This window comes from Sandaracinobacter sp. T42 (genome assembly GCF_059115405.1).
The window spans coordinates 2,160,711-2,177,884 of record NZ_CM181101.1 but is presented as its reverse complement, the minus strand read 5'-3'; the positions used below and the strand labels follow the sequence as shown (position 1 = coordinate 2,177,884).

The following is a 17,174-nucleotide window of genomic DNA, read 5'->3' as shown; positions in this document are numbered from 1 at the left end:
CTGGCGAAACAGTCCTTCCGCGAGAGGCCTTTTGCATGATCCGCCTCCTGCTCGCAGTCGCCGCAATGGCATTCGCTTCTCCGGCACTTGCCGGGCAGTTGCCCCATGAATCCGCGCCGAAGGCGGATGCCGGCAAGGCGCCGGCCACGGTGGTCGCCACTTCGCCGTCTCCGTTGCTGGATCCGGAAAACATCCTCTATCTGGATCTGTCCACAGGTGGCCGGGTCGCGATCCTGCTGCGCCCCCAGGTTGCCCCGGCGCATGTGGAGCGTATCAAGACACTGACCCGTCGCGGTTTCTATGACGGCGTCCTGTTCCACCGCGTGATCGACGGGTTCATGGCGCAGACGGGTGATCCCAAGGGCACAGGCGAGGGCGGGTCGGATCTTCCGGACCTGAAGGCCGAGTTCAACGATCTGCCGCATGTGCGTGGCGCCGTTTCCATGGCCCGCACGCAGGATCCGGACAGCGCGAACAGCCAGTTCTTCATCATGTTCCAGCCGCTGCTCAGGCTGGATCGAACCTACACCGTGTTCGGCCGGGTGTTTTCGGGCATGCAATGGGTAGATGCGATCGAACGCGGCGAACCGCCCGCCAACCCGTCGCGGATCCTGCAGGCCTCGATCGCGGCGGACAACAAGGCACCGCCCGTGTTTCCGGCGCCGAAGGCCGCGGCCGATCCTGTGGCCGAAGAAGCGGCGAAGCTGCAGCAGGCCCTGCCGCCGAAGAATTGAGGCCGGCGCACATGCGCGTCTCCGATTTCGACTTTCTGCTTCCGGAAGACCGGATCGCCCTGCGGCCGGCGTCGCCACGCGATTCCGCTCGGCTGCTTCAGGTCAGGCCCCAGGCCCTTTCCGACCATGTGGTGCGCGATCTGCCCGCACTGCTGGCGCCGGGGGATGTGCTGGTGATGAACGACACGCGCGTCATTCCCGCCCAGTTGGCCGGCCGCAAGGGGGATGCCAGCATCGATGTCACGCTCCACATGCGGTTGGGGCCATATGAATGGCTGTCGTTCGTGCGCAATTCCCGTCGGCTGAAGCCTGCCGATCGCGTTTTCTTCGGGGCCGGCCTTGAAGGCATTGTGCTGGCGAAGGGCGGAGGTGGAGACGTGCACTGGCGCTTCGAAAGCGATGATCCGCTGGAAGTGGCGCTGGAGCGTGCAGGGCAGATGCCGCTGCCGCCTTACATCGCCCGCAAGCGCGGCATCGATGCCGCCGACGCCCAGGATTACCAGACGATCTTCGCCCGCCATGACGGGGCAGTTGCCGCGCCGACCGCGGCCCTGCACTTCACGCCGGAGCTGATCGCGGCAGTGGACGCACGCGGTATCCAGCGTGAAACGGTTACCCTCCATGTCGGTGCGGGCACCTTCCTGCCAGTGAAGGTGGAGGAAACCGCCGACCATCGCATGCACAGCGAATGGGGGCATGTGCCCCCTGACGTCTCGGCCCGGCTGAAGGCGGCGAAGGCGGAAGGCCGCCGCATCATTCCCGTCGGCACGACCTCTCTGCGGCTGCTCGAATCCTCGGGGCTGGAACCCTTCACCGGCACAACCGACATCTTCATCACGCCGGGCTACCGCTTCCGGGCCATCGACGGACTGATGACGAACTTCCACCTGCCGAAAAGCACCCTGTTCATGCTGGTCAGCGCACTGATGGGGCTCGAGCGCATGCAGGCGGCCTATGCCCATGCCATCGAGCATGGCTATCGCTTCTACAGCTATGGTGACAGTTCGCTGCTGCTGCCCTAGGGCAGCGCGGCATGCAAAAGTTCAGTTTCACGCGCCACGCAACCGACGGCCGGGCCCGCACCGGCGTCATTGAAACGGCACGCGGCGCCATCCGCACGCCCGCCTTCATGCCCGTCGGCACGGCCGCCACCGTGAAGGGCCAGCACCCAGAGCAGGTAAAGGCCGCCGGCGCGGACATCATCCTGGGCAACACCTATCATCTGATGCTCCGCCCGGGGGCCGAACGCATGGCGCGGCTGGGCGGGCTTCACAAGTTCATGAACTGGGACAAACCCATCCTCACCGACAGTGGCGGTTTTCAGGTGATGAGCCTGGGCAGCCTGGTGAAGATCACGGAAGAGGGCGTCTCATTCCAGTCCCATATCGATGGCTCGAAGCATTTCGTCAGCCCGGAACGTTCGATCGAAATCCAGCGCCTTCTGGGTTCCGATATCGTGATGGCCTTCGATGAATGCACGAAGCACCCGGCCACGCATGAGGAAGCCGCCCGCTCCATGCGGCTTTCGATGCGCTGGGCGAAGCGATCGCGAGACGCGTTCGAAGCCGATCCCGCACCCGCCCTGTTCGGCATCCAGCAGGGCAGCCTCTATCCGGATCTGCGACGGGAATCCGCCGAGAAGCTGATCGAGATCGGCTTCGAAGGCTATGCCATCGGCGGGCTTGCCGTGGGGGAAGGCCAGCAGGCCATGTTCGAGGCGCTGGATTATGCGCCGGAACTGCTGCCCGATGAAAAGCCCCGCTACCTGATGGGGGTGGGCAAACCGTCTGACATCATCGGCGCCGTGCTGCGCGGCGTGGACATGTTCGATTGCGTGCTGCCCACGCGATCCGGCCGAACGGCGCAGGCCTTCGTGATGGATGGCACGCTGAATCTCAGGAACGCCCGCCACGCGGAAGATACCGGCCCGCTGGATGCGGAGTGCCCGTGTCCCACCTGCGCCCATTACAGCCGGGCCTATCTGCACCACCTGTTCAAGGCGGAAGAGATGCTCGGCCCGATGCTGCTGACCCAGCACAACATCTGGCACTATCAGCAGCTGATGCAGGGCCTGCGCGATGCGATCGCGCAGGGGCGGGTTGAGGCGTTCGCGAAGGAACGCCTCGATCGCCTCAGCGGGGCAGCATCCTGACCGGAAGGCCGTCTTTCGGCCGCGGGATCGGCACCATCCAGAATTCGCTCGTGTAACCGTCTGGCAGGACGATTCGGCGCTCGGACAGAAGCCGGAAGAAGAAGGCCTTGGCCTGCATGTAGGCAAAGTGGAGCCCAAGGCACATATGGGCGCCGCCGCCGAAGGGCACCCAGGCATATTTGTGCCGGTTTGCCGACATTTGCGTGGTGAAGCGCAGCGGATCGAACCGTTCGGGATCGGGCCAGTGCTCTTCCATGTGGTGCGTATAGAGCGTGTTGACGCCCACGCCCGATCCGGCCGGGATCCTGTAGCCCTGGAACTCGAAATCCTTCACGGCCCGCCTGGGGATCATCGGAACCGGCGGAATCAGTCGCAGCGATTCCTTGAACGCCATTTCCACCAGCTCCAGCTCGCCAAGCGCTTCATAGGGAAGCACGTCGCCATGGCGGGCGTGAACGGCATCCACCTCCTCGCGGAGCTTTTCCTGCCATTCGGGGTTGATGCCCAGATAATAGACCATCGAGGTGATCGACGAAGTCAGCGTGTCATGCGCCGCCATCATCAGGAAGTTCATGTGATCGATGATCGCCTGATCATCCAGCAACTGGTCATTCTCGTCGCGGGCGTTGCAGAACTGGGTGAAGAAGTCGTCCCCTTCCTTCCCGCGTCGGTTCGGGATCTCTCGGGCGAAGAATTCGCTCATATACTGCCGGCCCTGCACGCCGCGCCGCATCTGCGTGAAGGGCAGGGGGCGGCGAACGATGGCGACAGCCGCCAGCACCATGTCGGTGAAGGCCTGGTTGATCTTCTGGGCTTCGGGACCCCAGGGGAGGCCCAGGAAGGAGCCTGCCGCCAGGTCGAGGGTCAGATCCTTGATCGCTGGATAGAATTTGAAGCTGTCCGTCTTGCTCCAGCGGCCGATGCGCCTGTCGATGCCTTCGTTCAGCCCGGTCAGATAGGCCTTCATCGGCGCTGGCTTGAACGCGACGGACAGCGTCTTGCGATCCTGCCTGTGCGGTTCATAGTCCATCATCATCAGGCCGTTCGGGAACAGCTGATCCAGCACGGGATCCCAGCCCAGCTTGCTGGAAAAGATCTTGTCCTTGTTGAACAGCACAAGTTCGTTCGCTTCCGGGCCCAGCAGGGTGACGCCCCAGCCCATGTAATCCTGCCGGCGGAAGATATGCCCGTACTGGCTCGCCAGTTCGTTGATGACACCCTTCGGATCCCGCAGGAACCGGATTGTCCGCAATGTCTTGAAACGGGCCGGCGGCGGGCCGGGCACATGCGCCAGATCCTCGAATCCGCGAACCTTCAGGTCGGCCGGATACAGTTGCTTCGGGTCGACTGGCGCGTTCATTCATTACTCCCTCGTTACATTCTTCTGATTTTTGCGGAGTGGATATACGCAATCGCGTGATCCGCTGCAACGTCAACAGGGCCCTGCTTGACAGGGGCCGTCGATGAAACATGCTGCTACGCGGAGGATCCCGGCATGCACATTAATTACGGTCGACACACTGCCCCGATCGACAGGCCCTGCGTGCTGTTTCTGATCGGCATGCGCGTCAATCGCTGGCGGGCGTTGCGTGAATGGGTTCCCGTGGCACGGTCCATGAGGCCGATGATCGCGGAGTTGTCGGCCGATCCGGATTCAGGCTTCCTCGGGGCCGAAACCTGGATGGGCTGGCGAAGGGTTCTCGTTCAGCAATATTGGCGCTCGACCGCAGATCTGATCCGCTACGCCGGCGATTCCGGCCAGCTTCACCGCCCGGCCTGGACTGCCTTCATGCGCAATGTCGGCATTGCGGACGGCGCCAGTGTCGGCATCTTCCATGAAACGATCGAGCTCAGGCCCGGCCAGGTGGAATGCATCTATGGCAACATGCCGGCCTTTGGGTTGGGCCGGGCGCTGGGCACGGTGCCCGCAACCGGCCCCCGCAAGACGGCGGCCGATCGTCTGCATGCCGATCAGCCGCCCGGCTGAGCCCGCCGTCAGGCCGCAGCCGCCGGTCGGGCCTTGCGGATTTCGGCCAGTTCTTCGGCCAGCAGGAACGCCAGCTCCAGGGACTGGCTGGCGTTCAGGCGCGGATCGCAATGGGTGTGGTAGCGGTCGGCAAGGCCTTCATCCGTCACCGCGATGGCGCCACCGGTGCATTCCGTGACGTTCTGGCCCGTCATCTCGATATGGATGCCGCCCATGTAGCTGCCTTCGGCGCGATGCACGGAAAACACCTGCCGTACCTCCGCCAGGATCCGTTCGAACGGGCGGGTCTTGTAGCCGGAGCCGGCCTTCACCGTGTTGCCGTGCATCGGGTCGCAGCTCCAGATCACATGCCGGCCTTCGCGCTTCACCGCGCGGATCAGCGCGGGCAGATGCGCTTCCACCTTGTCAGCCCCGAAGCGGCTGATCAGCGTCAGACGGCCCGGCTCGTTCGCGGGGTTCAGCGTATCGATCACGCGGATCAGTTCGTCCGGCTTCATCGACGGGCCGACCTTCAGGCCCAGCGGATTGATCACGCCGCGCAGGAACTCGATATGGGCTGAGCCTTCGAACCGCGTGCGATCCCCGATCCACAGCATGTGGGCCGAGGTGTCCACCCAGGTGCCCGTCAGGCTGTCCTGCCGGGTCATTGCTTCTTCATAGCCCAGCAGCAGCGCTTCGTGGCTGGTATAGAATTCCGTGCCCTTCAACTGGGGCACGGTATCAGGGGAAATCCCGCAGGCCTCCATGAAGGCAAGGGATTCGCCGATCCGGCTTGCCACTTCGGCATAGCGTTCCGCCCAGGGGGAGCGCGCCACGAAATCCAGGTTCCACTTGTTCACCTGGTGCAGGTTGGCATAGCCCCCCGTCGCAAAGGCGCGCAGCAGGTTCAAGGTGGCGGCGGCCTGCATGTAGGCACGCTTCTGGCGTTCAGGATCGGGCACGCGGGCGGATTCCTCGAACGCGATGTCGTTCACGATATCCCCCCGGTAGGAGGGCAGGGAGATCCCGTCCGCTTCTTCCACATCGGAGGAGCGCGGCTTGGCGAACTGGCCGGCCATGCGGCCCACTTTCACCACCGGCATGTGGCTGGCGAATGTCAGCGTCACGGCCATCTGCAGCAGCACGCGGAACGTGTCGCGGATGTTGTTGGGATGGAATTCCGCGAAGCTCTCGGCGCAGTCACCGCCCTGCAGCAGAAAGGCGCGCCCAGCCACCACATCGGCCAGCCGTTCCTTCAGCTGGCGTGTTTCGCCCGCGAACACCAGCGGCGGGAAGCTCCGCATTTCCGCTTCGACGGCGGCCGCCTTCGCGGCATCCGGCCACAACGGCATCTGCCGGCCTTCGGCCTTGCGCCAGCTTTCGGGCGTCCATTTCGCGTTCGTCATCGCATCAACACCAGTTCTTCAGCCATGGAAGGATGCAGCGCGACCGTTTCGTCCAGCTGCGCCTTCGTCAGCCCCGCCTTAACTGCAATCGCAAGCGCCTGCAAAATTTCCGGCGAGTCGGGCCCGATCATGTGCGCGCCGACAAGCCGATCCGTGGTGCCGTCCACCACCAGCTTGTACAGGCAACGCTCATTTCGCCCGGCAAGAACGTTCTTCATAGGCCTGAAATCGCTTGTATAGATTCGGACGCTTCCCAGCCTGTTCCGGGCATCCGCCTCGGTCAGCCCCACGCTGGCCAGCGGCGGGTGGCTGAACACGGCCGATGGCACGCACGTATGATCGACCCGCCATTGGCGGCTGCCGAACAGCCGGTCCGCCAACGCATGGCCTTCACGGATGGCGATCGGCGTCAGCTGCAACCGGTCGGTCACGTCGCCCACGGCGTGCAACCAGGGCAGGGCGGTGTGGCTGTCGGCATCCACCGGGACCGCCCCGGTCGGCTTCAAGGTCAGGCCCAGCGTCTCCAGCCCCAGTCCCTCGCTGTTGGGCACCCGGCCGATCGCCCAGATCAGCAGGTCGGTGTCCAGCACACGGCCGTTTTCGCAGATCATGGCGATGCTGCCATCATCACGCCGCTCCACCTTCGCCGGCACGGTATTGAAGCGGAACTGGATACCCTTTTCGGTGGAGATCGCCAGCAGCCGGTCCGCCAGCGAACGATCCCAACCGCGCAGCAGCGTGTCCGACCGGACAACCAGCGTCACGTCCACGCCAAGTTCGTGCAGGATGCCGGCAAACTCGTTCGCGATATAGCCTGCGCCCACGATGATCGCCCGTTTCGGCAGTGCCTCAAGGCTGAACACCTCGTTCGATGTGATGCCCAGTTCCGCCCCGGGAATGTCGGGCACCATCGGCCGCGCACCCGTCGCCACCAGGACATGCCGGGCCGTCACTTCGCGTCCGTCCACTGCAACCAGGTTCGGTCCGCTCAGGGTCGCCCGGCCGTGGATCGTCTCGACCTTGTGGCTGTCCAGCGTGGACTGATAGGCACGTTCCAGCCGGTCGACATCGGCCAGCACATTGTCGCGCAGTGTCGGCCAGTCGAAGCGCTTGCCCTCGATCTCCCAGCCATAGCGGCGGGCGTCTTCCAGATCCTCGGCAAAATGGGCCCCGATCACCAGCAGCTTCTTGGGCACACAGCCGCGGATCACGCAGGTGCCGCCCACGCGGAACTCTTCCGCGATGCCCACCCTTGCACCATGCCCGGCCGCGATCCTGGAGGACCGCACCCCGCCGGAGCCAGCGCCGATCACGAAATAATCATAGTCGAAGTCCATCCGGCCCCCATAGGCGGCATCGGCGTCGCACGCCAACAAAGCCTGCTTGTGACTGTGATAGACCTGCGCTGCCAAGAGGGCCTTCGTGCAGGCCCATTGGCCGCGCGGGGGGCCTATTCCACCGTCACGGATTTCGCCAGATTGCGGGGCTGGTCCACGTCCGTGCCTTTCAGAACCGCCACATGATAGGCCAGCAGCTGGATCGGCACGGCATAGACCAGCGGCGCGATCAGCGGATGCACCTGCGGCATCTCCAGCGTCGCCATGCAGCCGTCGCCGGCGGCGGCGATTCCGGCGGCGTCGGAAATCAGGATCACCTTGCCGCCGCGCGCCATCACCTCCTGCATGTTGGAAACGGTTTTCTCGAACAGCGGCCCCGAAGGCGCCAGCACGATCACCGGCACATGCTCGTCGATCAGCGCGATCGGGCCGTGCTTCATCTCGCCCGCTGCATAACCTTCGGCGTGGATGTAGCTGATTTCCTTCAGCTTCAGCGCGCCTTCCATCGCCATCGCGAAATCCGGGCCGCGGCCCAGGTACAGCACGTCCCGCGCCTTCGCCACCAGCGGGGCAATGGCCTGAACGGCCTCGTCGTGGTTCAGCGCCGCGTTCATCGCGGCCGGCGCTTCGGCCAGGTGCGTCACGATCTCGCGCTCGGCTTGCGCGCTCAGTTTGCCGCGCACGCGGGCAAGGTTCGCCGCCAGCGCCGCCAGCACCGCCAGCTGGCAGGTGAAAGCCTTGGTGGACGCAACGCCGATCTCGGTTCCGGCATGGGTGGGCAGCAGCAGGTCGGCCTCACGGGCCATGCTGCTTGTGGGCACGTTCACGACCGCCGCGATCTTCTGCCCTTCTGCCCGGGCGTGGCGCAGGGCCGCCAGCGTGTCCGCCGTTTCGCCGGACTGGCTGATGAACAGCGCAAGGCCGCCCGCTTCCAGCACCGGCTCGCGATAGCGGAACTCGGATGCGAAATCGATCTCGACAGGGATGCGCGCGAACTGCTCCAGCCAGTAGCTGGCCACCATTCCGGCGTAATAGCTGGTGCCGCAGGCGACGATCTGCACGCGGGAGACGCCGGAGAAATCGAAATCCGGGATCGGCAGCGCCACCTGGCCCTGCAACGGCTTCAGATAGGATTGCAGAGTCTGCGCCACCACCAGCGGCTGCTCATGGATCTCCTTCTGCATGAAGTGGCGATAGTTGCCCTTTTCCGTCATTGTCGCGGAAACGCCCGATGTCACGACCGGCCGTTTCACAGGCCTGTTCATCCGGTCGAAGATGTCCACCGATCCGCGCCGCACGACAACCCAGTCGCCTTCTTCCAGATAGGCGATCCGCTGTGTCAGCCCGGCCAGCGCCAGTGCGTCCGAACCGAGGTAATTCGCGCCCTCGCCATAGCCCACAGTCAGGGGCGCGCCCAGGCGGGCGCCGATCAGAAGGTCGGGATCGGCCCGGAACAGAAGTGTCAGCGCAAAGGCCCCGTGCAGGCGCGGCAGCACCGCGGCAACTGCGTCCTGCGGGGACTTGCCCGATTCCAGTTCCCGCGCGACGAGATGACCGACGACTTCCGAGTCCGTCTCGGACAGGAAGATCCTGCCTTCGGCCTGAAGCTCGTCGCGAAGCGGCTTGAAATTCTCGATGATGCCATTGTGCACGACGGCCACGTCCCCCACGATATGGGGGTGCGCATTGTCTTCCGTGGGGGCGCCATGCGTCGCCCATCTGGTGTGCGCGATGCCTATACTGCCCGGCAGCGGATCGTCCGTCAGCTTCGCGGACAGGTTTTTCAGCTTTCCTTCGGCCCGGCGCCGGGCGAATTCACCATCAACCAGCGTGCAGATGCCTGCCGAGTCATAGCCGCGATATTCCAGACGCCTCAGACCGTCCAGCAAAGGCCCCGCGACGGCATCATGGCCCAGGATCCCGACGATACCACACATTGTTAATTCCCTTTCCGGGCGAGGGCGAGGGCACGGAAGCGCTTCGCCCATCCTGTCTTCGAAACCTGCGGCGGCCGCACGATCGCCAGCGCATCCGCCTCGACATCCTGCGTGACCGCGCTGCCGGCTGCCACGATGGCCCTGTCCCCGATGGTGAGCGGCGCCACCAGCGCGGAGTTGGATCCGATGAACGCGCCTTCCCCGATCACCGTCCGGTATTTGCCGAAGCCGTCATAGTTGCAGGTGATCGTGCCCGCGCCGATGTTCGCCTTCGCCCCGATCGTGGCGTCGCCCAGATAGGTCAGGTGATTGGCCTTTGCCCCCGGCCCCAGAACCGTCTTCTTGGTTTCCACGAAATTGCCGATCTTCGCGCCCTGGCCCAGCACGGTGCCCGGCCGCAAACGGGCATAGGGGCCGACTTCGCAGCCGGCGCCCACCTCGGCGCCTTCCATATGGCTGAATGCACGGATCGTAACCCCCTCGGCCAGCGCCACGCCGGGCCCGAAAACGACATGGGGCTCGATCAGGCAATCCCGCCCGATCCGGGTATCATGGCTCAGGAACACCGTTTCCGGGGCGATCATCGTCACGCCCGCCGCCATCAGTTCCGCACGTTGTCTGGCCTGGAAGATCGCTTCGGCCTCCGCCAGCTCGCCCCGGCTGTTCACACCCAGCACCTCGTCGGTGCCGGCTTCCAGCACCCGGCAGACGTCGCCGTCGGCGTTCGCCAGCATCACGATGTCCGGCAGATAATATTCGCCCGCCGCATTGTCGTTGCCCACCCGCTTCAGCAGCCCGAACAGCCGCCCGGCGTCCACCGCCATCAGGCCGGCGTTGCACAGCGGCACGGCCAGTTCGTCGGGCGTGGCGTCCTTCGCCTCCACCATCTTTAGAATTCGGCCGTCCGCCCCGGCGATCACCCGGCCATAGGCCCCCGCCCGCGCCGGCCGGAACCCCAGCACGGCGATGGCGGCGCCCCCGTTCACGGCGGCAACAAGCCGCGCCATCGTGTCCGCGCGCACCAGCGGTACGTCGCCGAAGAGGATCAGCGCGACGCCGTCAAAGCCGGCAAGGCCGGCTTCGGCCTGCAACACCGCATGCGCGGTGCCCTCTTGCGGCTCCTGCACGGCCAGCTGCACATCGGTTCCCGACAGCGCCGTCCTCAGCTGGTCGGCTTTGTCGCCCACCACCACCACCCGCCGTTCGGGGTTCAGTTCGTCCAGGCTTGCCAGCAGATGCATCAGCATCGGACGGCCGCCGATCGGGTGCAGAACCTTGTGGGTGTCTGATTTCATGCGCGTGCCCTTGCCGGCGGCAAGGATGATTGCGGCGACGGGCCGATCTGGAACGGAAGCCATGGTCAGCGCCCTGCCACACCCCGTTTCCCAATAAAAGTGCCGCCGCGGCTTTGCCGGCGCGCAACGCACGGCTAGGGCAGGGCGCATGCAGGCCGATACCATCATCTTCGATCTCGACGGGACGCTGGTGGACAGCGCCGGCGACCTCACCGCCAGCCTCAATCATGCGCTGTCCGTGCTGGGACGCCCCGCCATCGATCCGGCATCCGTTCGGGCAATGGTGGGCCATGGCGCGCGCAGGCTGCTGGAACGCGGCCTCGCCGCCACAGGCGAAATGACGGCGGATCTGGTGGAAAAAGGCGTTCGTCCCTTCCTTGATTATTACGGCGCCAACATCGCCACCCACACCCGCCCGTTCCAGGGCGTTGAACAGACGCTCGATGCGCTGGCGGGGCAGGGCCTTCGCCTGGCCATCTGCACCAACAAGCCCGTGGCGCTTGCGGAGCAGCTGATCGGCGAACTGGGCTGGGCCAGCCGTTTTCACGCCCTTCTGGGGGCTGATTCCCGCCCCTGGCGCAAGCCGGATCCGCGCCATCTCACCGAAACGCTGGCGGCTGCGGGGGGGCGCCGGGCCATATTCGTGGGTGACAGCCGAACAGACGCCGAAACCGCGCTCGCCGCGCGGGTGCCGCTGGTCCTTGTCGCGTTCGGCTATTCGACTGAGCCTGTCGATGCCCTTGGCGCGGATCATGTGATCGGCCACTTCCCGGATCTGATCCCGGCGGTGGGGGTCATTCAAAGGCAGTTCAGCGCCGCTCCGCCAGCGGAACGGGCATGATGATGCGAACCCTGATCCTCGCCGCCCTGCTGGCCGCGACGCCCACCGTCGCAGCGCCGGCCCTCACCGATGTGCAGAATGCGCTGTCTGCCACCCAGACGCTTCAGGCCGATTTCGTCCAGACCGCCGCCGACGGCCGCCAGGTGCGGGGCACCATGCTGATGAAGCGTCCGGGCAGGATCCGCTTCGATTACGGGCCGAAGGCCACGATGCTCGTCGTCGCGGACGGCTCGCGCCTCAGTTTCGTGGATTACAAGGTCTCGCAGGTTTCCCAATGGCCGGTGCGGCAGACGCCTCTTGGCGTCCTGCTGGATCCGAACGCCGATCTTGCTAAGGTTGCGCGCGTGGTCCCGGATGCCGACAACCCCATGCCGGGCAAGGTGGCGGTGCTCGCGCAGGATCCCAAACGTCCTGATATCGGCCGCATCCTGTTCTTCCTGGCCCCTGATTCGGATGCACCGGGCGGGCTGCGCCTGTCGGGGTGGCGGGTCACCGACGCGCAGGGAAACCTGACAAGTGTGGAACTGGGCAATATCCGGATCAACGCGCCGGTTGCCGATTCGAATTTCAGGTTCCGCGATCCGCGACCTGTCAGCCGTCCACCCGGAAAGACGGGTTGAGGCGATTTTCCGCCGGACATCGCCCCATTCCGGTTCCGTTTTCCTGAATCCCGTTTGACAAAACCCGGGGGCGCGCTGAAAAGAGGCTTATTCAGGCTCGGGCAAGAAACCCTCTGCTAGATGTCTGAATATCGGCAAGGCGGAACGTCGGGATTTGCCCCCTGTTGCCCGGCCTTTTTAGTCTGCCGATTGCGTGACGAACGCATAAACCGGCCCTCGCTCCATGCCCCCGGAGCGGGGGCCAAATTATTTCCGCCATCCGATTTCGCCACCGGCTTCAAGGTGGGAACCGGCCCCCATGCTTTTCGGGCGTGACGCGCTGCCCGCGCCTCCTATATGGCCCTCCGATGGCCCTTCGCATCGCATCCTGGAACATCAACAGCATCCGTGCCCGTCCGCATCTGGTGCAGCAGCTCGTCGCCGATCACGACATCGATATCCTCTGCCTTCAGGAAACCAAGTGCGAGGACAACGCCTTCCCGCGCGCCGCAATGGAAGCGATGGGCTTCCACCACTTCAACCTGGCTGGCCAGCGGATGCACCATGGCGTTGCGATCCTGTCCAGGCAGCCGCTGGAGCCCGTGTGCCGGTTTGACTGGCAGGCCAATGGGGAAGCGCGCCACATCGCGGTTCGCTTGCCGTCGGGTGTCGTCCTGCACAATGTCTATGTGCCCGCGGGCGGGGACGTGCCGGATCGCACGCAGAATCCAAAGTTCGGACAGAAGCTCGATTTCCTCTCCCGCATGACGGACTGGTCCGGCGCCCTCACTGAACCGTCGATCATCCTGGGGGATTTCAACATCGCCCCGCATCCGGAAGATGTCTGGAACCACAAGGCGTTGCTGGATGTTGTCAGCCACACCCCGATCGAGGTCGAAGCGCTTTCGCAATTGCAGGCGAGCCATGGCTGGGTCGATCTCGGCCGGCGATTCGTGCCCCTTCCGGAAAAGCTGTTCACCTGGTGGAGCTATCGTGCATCCGACTGGACCGAATCCAACCGGGGCCGGCGGCTCGATCATGTGTGGGCCTCTCCGTCTCTCGCCGGCGCGGCCAGGGGCCTCCACACCCTTGTTCCCGCGCGTGGATGGGAACGGCCCTCGGATCATGTGCCGCTGATTGCCGAGTTCGATCTGTGATTGACTCCGCCTCCGATCTCGCACTCGCCCGTGCCGTAGACGATCTGCGCAGGGGAGAGATCATCCGCGTCACGGACAACGGGCGTGCGCTCGATCTGCTGGCAGCCGAACTGGCGACAACGGACAGTCTCGCGAAACTGGAATCGGGGGGGCGCGCCGATCTGCTGATCACGCCGGAACGGGCGGAAACGCTGAAGATCCTGAACCAGCGCGCCGCTGCCGGTGCGCGGGCTGTCGCCATCTGCCGCATGCCCTGGCACGATCTGCTCACCAGCCTGGCCACTGCGGATCCGGTCGATGATCTTGCCATGCCGTTCAAGGGGCCGTTTCCCACGCGCGATCTGGGTGCGGACGCGGGCTTGGCCGAAGCGGGCCTTGCGCTGGCGAAGCGGGCCGCCCTTCTGCCCGCGCTGTTCGCGGTGCCCGCATCGGGCCCCGTGCAGGATCGCGCAACGGCCGAAGCAGGGGCCGTGACCGCCTGGCGTCGCGCGCCGCGCCTCAGGATCGTCAGCCGCGCCCGCCTGCCGCTCGATGGCGCGGAAGATACGATTGTCGTCGCCTTCCGCCCGACGGATGGCGGGCCCGAGCATCTGGCCCTTCTGATCGGCAATCCGAAGGATGTTCCGCTGGTGCGGCTGCATTCCGCCTGCCTGACGGGCGATGTGCTGGGCAGCCTGAAATGCGATTGCGGCCCCCAGCTTCGCGCCGCCGTGGCGCGGATCGCGCAAAGCGGCGGCGTTCTCCTCTACCTTCAGCAGGAAGGGCGTGGAATCGGGCTCCTGAACAAGCTGCGCGCCTATCAGTTGCAGGATCAGGGCTTCGATACGGTGGACGCCAACCTGCGCCTCGGATACGGAGAGGATGAGCGCGACTTCGATCTGGCGGCGGCGATGCTGAACATGCTGGGCATCAACCGCATCCGCCTGCTTTCGAACAATCCGGCCAAGGCCGCCTCGCTGACGGGGCAGGGCATCGAGGTGGTGGAACTGGTCCCGCACAGCTTCGGTGAGAACCCGCACAACAGCAGGTATCTGGAAACCAAACGCGACAGGCAGGGCCACCGGCTCTAGGCGGGATGGGTTCCTAGGCCAGCGGGTCGAACAACCCATGCTTTTCCAGGGCGTTCCGAAGGCCCTGTGCCGAAGGCGCGCCCAGCTTGTTTCCGATCGCGCGGCGCACGATCGCCCGCACGAACCGCGGCAGCTTCGGCGCCAGGCTGCGCAACGCCACGTCGGCCAGTGCCTCGGCCCGGCCTTCGATCAGATGCACCAGCGAATCCGGATTGAACCTGTCGGGAAGCGCCCCGGGCCAGATCGGCGAAGCCTCCGTCAGCGCCTCGCGGACGAAGGATTTGCGCCGGTCCTCATCCGGATGGGATCGCCGGCTGTCGTTCAGGCGCACCGGCTGTCTGGCGGATGCCTGCAGGGCCGGAATGATCAGCCGCTCGCCCACTTTCGCCGTGCCGGGCTCGGCCGTCAGCGTCAGGTTCTGCGCTTTCACATCGTCAGGCTGGGCCGCCCACCAGTCCTGGTTGAACAGGCCGTTCTCCAGCGGAAGCGCGAAATAGTTGCGCAGGAAGTTTTCGGCGTTCCGCCGCCCCAGCAGAAAATCATGATGTCGATAGCCAATTGAAAGAAAACCGGAAAACCCGCCCATCGCGCCGCTTGCAATGGCGGCCTGCCCCAGGGCGGTGCCGCCCCTGCTGCCATCGGCCCTGCGCCGGGCACGCAAGGGGGAAAGCATGAAGCGGCTGTACAAGTCCGCATCGGCCGCCAGCGCCAGATCATTGGCATCATAGCGGGCCTGGTTGATCCATGCGCGCAGCAGCTTGGCGGCAGCCGTCACCACGCCCAGCGAAGCGCGGGCCGGCCTTTCCAGCCCGGCCGGTTCTTCCTTTTCATCGGCTGGGAACGGATCGATGATCACCATCGCCTTGCGCGCGGTCAGCCCGTTGCCATCCAGTTCACCCAGCGGCCCGGTCAGGATGCTTCGGGCATATAGGAAGGGCTGGTTGTTCATCGTGCCGCCGTCGGCCGTGTCGAAGCGATGGTCGATGCTGCTGTCCACGGTCGAAAAGCCCGCGCAGAGGGTCGCCGGCTGGGCCCAGAGGCTGGCGTTGGAAACCTCCGTGTCACCGCGAAGCCGCAGGTCGAAGCGGTAGTCGTCGGCCGATTTTTGCAGTTCGATCGGGGCAAAGGCCACGGGGAATGCGCCGCTCGCCAGTGCGGCGTCTGCCAGGGCGACCCATGCGGAAGCCTTCGGGTTCAGGGCCGGGTCGCTTGTGGGAATGCCTTCCACCACATCGAAGCCGCCCGGCCGGGTCGGATGCGGAGCCGGCGCGGAAGCCGCATGCACCAGGAAGCGCTTCACGTCGGCGTGGCGAATGGTTGCGAACCGGGCGCCCTCCAGCCCTTCGAAACGGTAGCGGAATGGAACGCCGTTCAGATTGGCGATGCTCAGCGCCACCGGCAGCGGATCGGCCACATAGCGGCGCAGCTTCGGAAACTGTCGCCCGTCCACGGGCCCTTGCCGGGCCGCCAGAACCGAATCTGCCGCCGCCCGCACAACGCCGCTGTTCAGCAGCGAGCGCAGATCCATGAAACTGGCGCCGGGATCGATATCATGGGTTTCCAGCATCCCCCGGATATCCAGCCGGTTCACCCACAGATCATAGAAGGGGTTGTCGTCGCGCCTGGCGTCCGGGCCTGCGATGTTGGTGTCCGTTGCCCGCACCGGCAGGAAGCGCCGCTGGGCCGCCACCGCGATCAGGGCCGTGCAGACACTTCCGGCAGAGGCTCCGGCAACCACACGGATGCGAAGGGCGTGGGGTGGAACCCGCCAACGGGTGAAATCCGCGCCATGTTCCCAGGCATCCGCTTCCTTCGCCGCTTCCCAGTCGTCCAGAACTTCCCACAGATAATCCAGCACGCCGGCGGTGTAGGCCCCAGCCGAAACCGCCCCGGCCATCACAAGGCCGATCTCGAAGCAGGGCAGGGCGACCGTTCCGCCGTCCTTCACGGGATAGACTGCGGCTTCCGGTTCCGAAGCAACGACAGGCGTCCCGAACCGGGGGAGGTCCTGGGGATAACCGTCGGTGCCGGGCTCCGACAGGTTCACGAACCGGCTCAGATGTTCGCTGCCCATGAAAAGTCGTCCCCCCGGTTGTCCGACCGCGCCGGAACAGTTGCAGCAACCCCGTTTGCCGCGCAAGGAAAAGGGCCATGTCGCTCATTGTCGATACGCAAAGCCGTTCGCTTCACGCCTTTGGTCAGGCATTCCCTGTCGCCATCGGGAAGGGCGGGGCGGTTCCGGCATCCGGCAAGCGCGAAGGCGACGGCGCGACGCCGCTGGGCACATGGGCCGTGGAGGCGCTCCTTGTTCGCCCCGATCGGTTGCCCGCGCCAGGAACAGCGCTGCCCTGGCGCTGGCTCAGGCCCTGGGATGGCTGGTGCGACGCGGCGGATGATGCCTCGTACAATCAGCCCGTCAGCCATCCCTGTCCCGTCTCGGCCGAACGCCTCTGGCGCGAGGATCACGCCTATGATCTGATCCTCATTCTCTCGCACAACCGGCACCCGGTCGTCGCGGGGGCGGGCAGCGCCATCTTCTGGCATGTCGCGCAGCCGGATTGGCGCCCCACGGAAGGCTGTGTGGCGATGGACCGGGATGCGCTCTGGTCGCTACTTCCGCGGCTGAAGCCGGGAATGCAGATGCAGATCCGCTGAACCTTGACTTTCCCGCAGCGCCGCC

The 17,174-nt window shown here is 65.3% G+C and carries 14 protein-coding genes and 1 pseudogene; 9 read left to right on the top strand and 6 right to left on the bottom strand.

Annotation, left to right across the window (positions count from 1 at the left end):
* Positions 1 to 35 precede the first annotated feature (35 nt).
* From ACW9TV_RS10595 to tgt, 3 genes are read left to right on the top strand one after another with little or no spacing between them, the layout of a single operon-like run.
* The gene (locus ACW9TV_RS10595) at positions 36 to 734 is read left to right on the top strand and encodes a peptidylprolyl isomerase (RefSeq protein WP_494303444.1); all 699 of its coding nucleotides are present in this window, start codon (positions 36 to 38) and stop codon (positions 732 to 734) included.
* Positions 735 to 745: 11 nt separating this feature from the next.
* The gene (gene queA, locus ACW9TV_RS10590; RefSeq protein WP_494303443.1) at positions 746 to 1,756 is read left to right on the top strand and encodes a tRNA preQ1(34) S-adenosylmethionine ribosyltransferase-isomerase QueA; all 1,011 of its coding nucleotides are present in this window, start codon (positions 746 to 748) and stop codon (positions 1,754 to 1,756) included.
* A gap of 11 nt (positions 1,757 to 1,767) precedes the next feature.
* Positions 1,768 to 2,886: a tRNA guanosine(34) transglycosylase Tgt gene (gene tgt / locus ACW9TV_RS10585; protein ID WP_494303442.1), complete on the top strand. Its 1,119-nt coding sequence runs from the start codon at positions 1,768 to 1,770 to the stop codon at positions 2,884 to 2,886.
* Here tgt and ACW9TV_RS10580 read toward each other — a convergent pair.
* Positions 2,867 to 4,246, bottom strand: a complete 1,380-nt coding sequence (locus tag ACW9TV_RS10580; RefSeq protein WP_494303441.1) for a cytochrome P450 — start codon at positions 4,244 to 4,246, stop codon at positions 2,867 to 2,869. The genes tgt and ACW9TV_RS10580 overlap by 20 nt on opposite strands.
* Before the next feature lie 135 nt (positions 4,247 to 4,381).
* Here ACW9TV_RS10580 and ACW9TV_RS10575 point away from each other — a divergent pair, with 135 nt between their 5' ends.
* A complete protein-coding gene (locus ACW9TV_RS10575; RefSeq protein ID WP_494303440.1) occupies positions 4,382 to 4,873 on the top strand; it encodes a DUF4188 domain-containing protein in 492 nt (163 codons plus the stop codon).
* Positions 4,874 to 4,881: 8 nt separating this feature from the next.
* Here ACW9TV_RS10575 and ACW9TV_RS10570 read toward each other — a convergent pair whose 3' ends face one another.
* From ACW9TV_RS10570 to glmU, 4 genes are all read right to left on the bottom strand, one after another.
* Entirely contained in the window at positions 4,882 to 6,258 is a 1,377-nt protein-coding gene (locus ACW9TV_RS10570; RefSeq protein ID WP_494303439.1) for a class II 3-deoxy-7-phosphoheptulonate synthase, read from the bottom strand.
* Positions 6,255 to 7,595, bottom strand: coding sequence for a glutathione-disulfide reductase (gene gorA / locus ACW9TV_RS10565; RefSeq protein WP_494303438.1), 1,341 nt, complete (start codon positions 7,593 to 7,595; stop codon positions 6,255 to 6,257). The genes ACW9TV_RS10570 and gorA overlap by 4 nt, the downstream gene beginning before the upstream one ends.
* Positions 7,596 to 7,708: 113 nt before the next feature.
* On the bottom strand, positions 7,709 to 9,532 hold the full coding sequence (gene glmS / locus ACW9TV_RS10560) for a glutamine--fructose-6-phosphate transaminase (isomerizing) (RefSeq protein ID WP_494303437.1): 1,824 nt from the start codon (positions 9,530 to 9,532) through the stop codon (positions 7,709 to 7,711).
* Between the two features lie 2 nt (positions 9,533 to 9,534).
* Positions 9,535 to 10,890, bottom strand: coding sequence for a bifunctional UDP-N-acetylglucosamine diphosphorylase/glucosamine-1-phosphate N-acetyltransferase GlmU (gene glmU / locus ACW9TV_RS10555; RefSeq protein WP_494303436.1), 1,356 nt, complete (start codon positions 10,888 to 10,890; stop codon positions 9,535 to 9,537).
* Between the two features lie 85 nt (positions 10,891 to 10,975).
* On the opposite strand from glmU, the gene ACW9TV_RS10550 reads away from it, so the two are divergent.
* The 4 genes from ACW9TV_RS10550 (at position 10,976) to ribA (ending at position 14,494) form a co-directional block, all read left to right on the top strand.
* Positions 10,976 to 11,668: an HAD family hydrolase gene (locus ACW9TV_RS10550; RefSeq protein WP_494303435.1), complete on the top strand. Its 693-nt coding sequence runs from the start codon at positions 10,976 to 10,978 to the stop codon at positions 11,666 to 11,668.
* 2 nt (positions 11,669 to 11,670) lie between these two features.
* Positions 11,671 to 12,288 (top strand): LolA family protein, encoded by a 618-nt coding sequence (locus tag ACW9TV_RS10545; RefSeq protein ID WP_494303434.1) that lies wholly within the window; start codon positions 11,671 to 11,673, stop codon positions 12,286 to 12,288.
* Positions 12,289 to 12,635: 347 nt separating this feature from the next.
* Positions 12,636 to 13,424, top strand: a complete 789-nt coding sequence (locus ACW9TV_RS10540; protein ID WP_494303433.1) for an exodeoxyribonuclease III — start codon at positions 12,636 to 12,638, stop codon at positions 13,422 to 13,424.
* Positions 13,373 to 14,494 (top strand): GTP cyclohydrolase II, encoded by a 1,122-nt coding sequence (ribA, locus tag ACW9TV_RS10535; protein ID WP_494303432.1) that lies wholly within the window; start codon positions 13,373 to 13,375, stop codon positions 14,492 to 14,494. The genes ACW9TV_RS10540 and ribA overlap by 52 nt, the downstream gene beginning before the upstream one ends.
* Before the next feature lie 982 nt (positions 14,495 to 15,476).
* On the opposite strand, the pseudogene ACW9TV_RS10530 reads toward ribA, so the two are convergent.
* Positions 15,477 to 16,391, bottom strand: a pseudogene (locus tag ACW9TV_RS10530) (patatin-like phospholipase family protein); the annotation flags it as partial.
* Positions 16,392 to 16,645: 254 nt separating this feature from the next.
* On the opposite strand from ACW9TV_RS10530, the gene ACW9TV_RS10525 reads away from it, so the two are divergent.
* Positions 16,646 to 17,149: a L,D-transpeptidase family protein gene (locus ACW9TV_RS10525; RefSeq protein ID WP_494303431.1), complete on the top strand. Its 504-nt coding sequence runs from the start codon at positions 16,646 to 16,648 to the stop codon at positions 17,147 to 17,149.
* Positions 17,150 to 17,174: the final 25 nt, after the last annotated feature.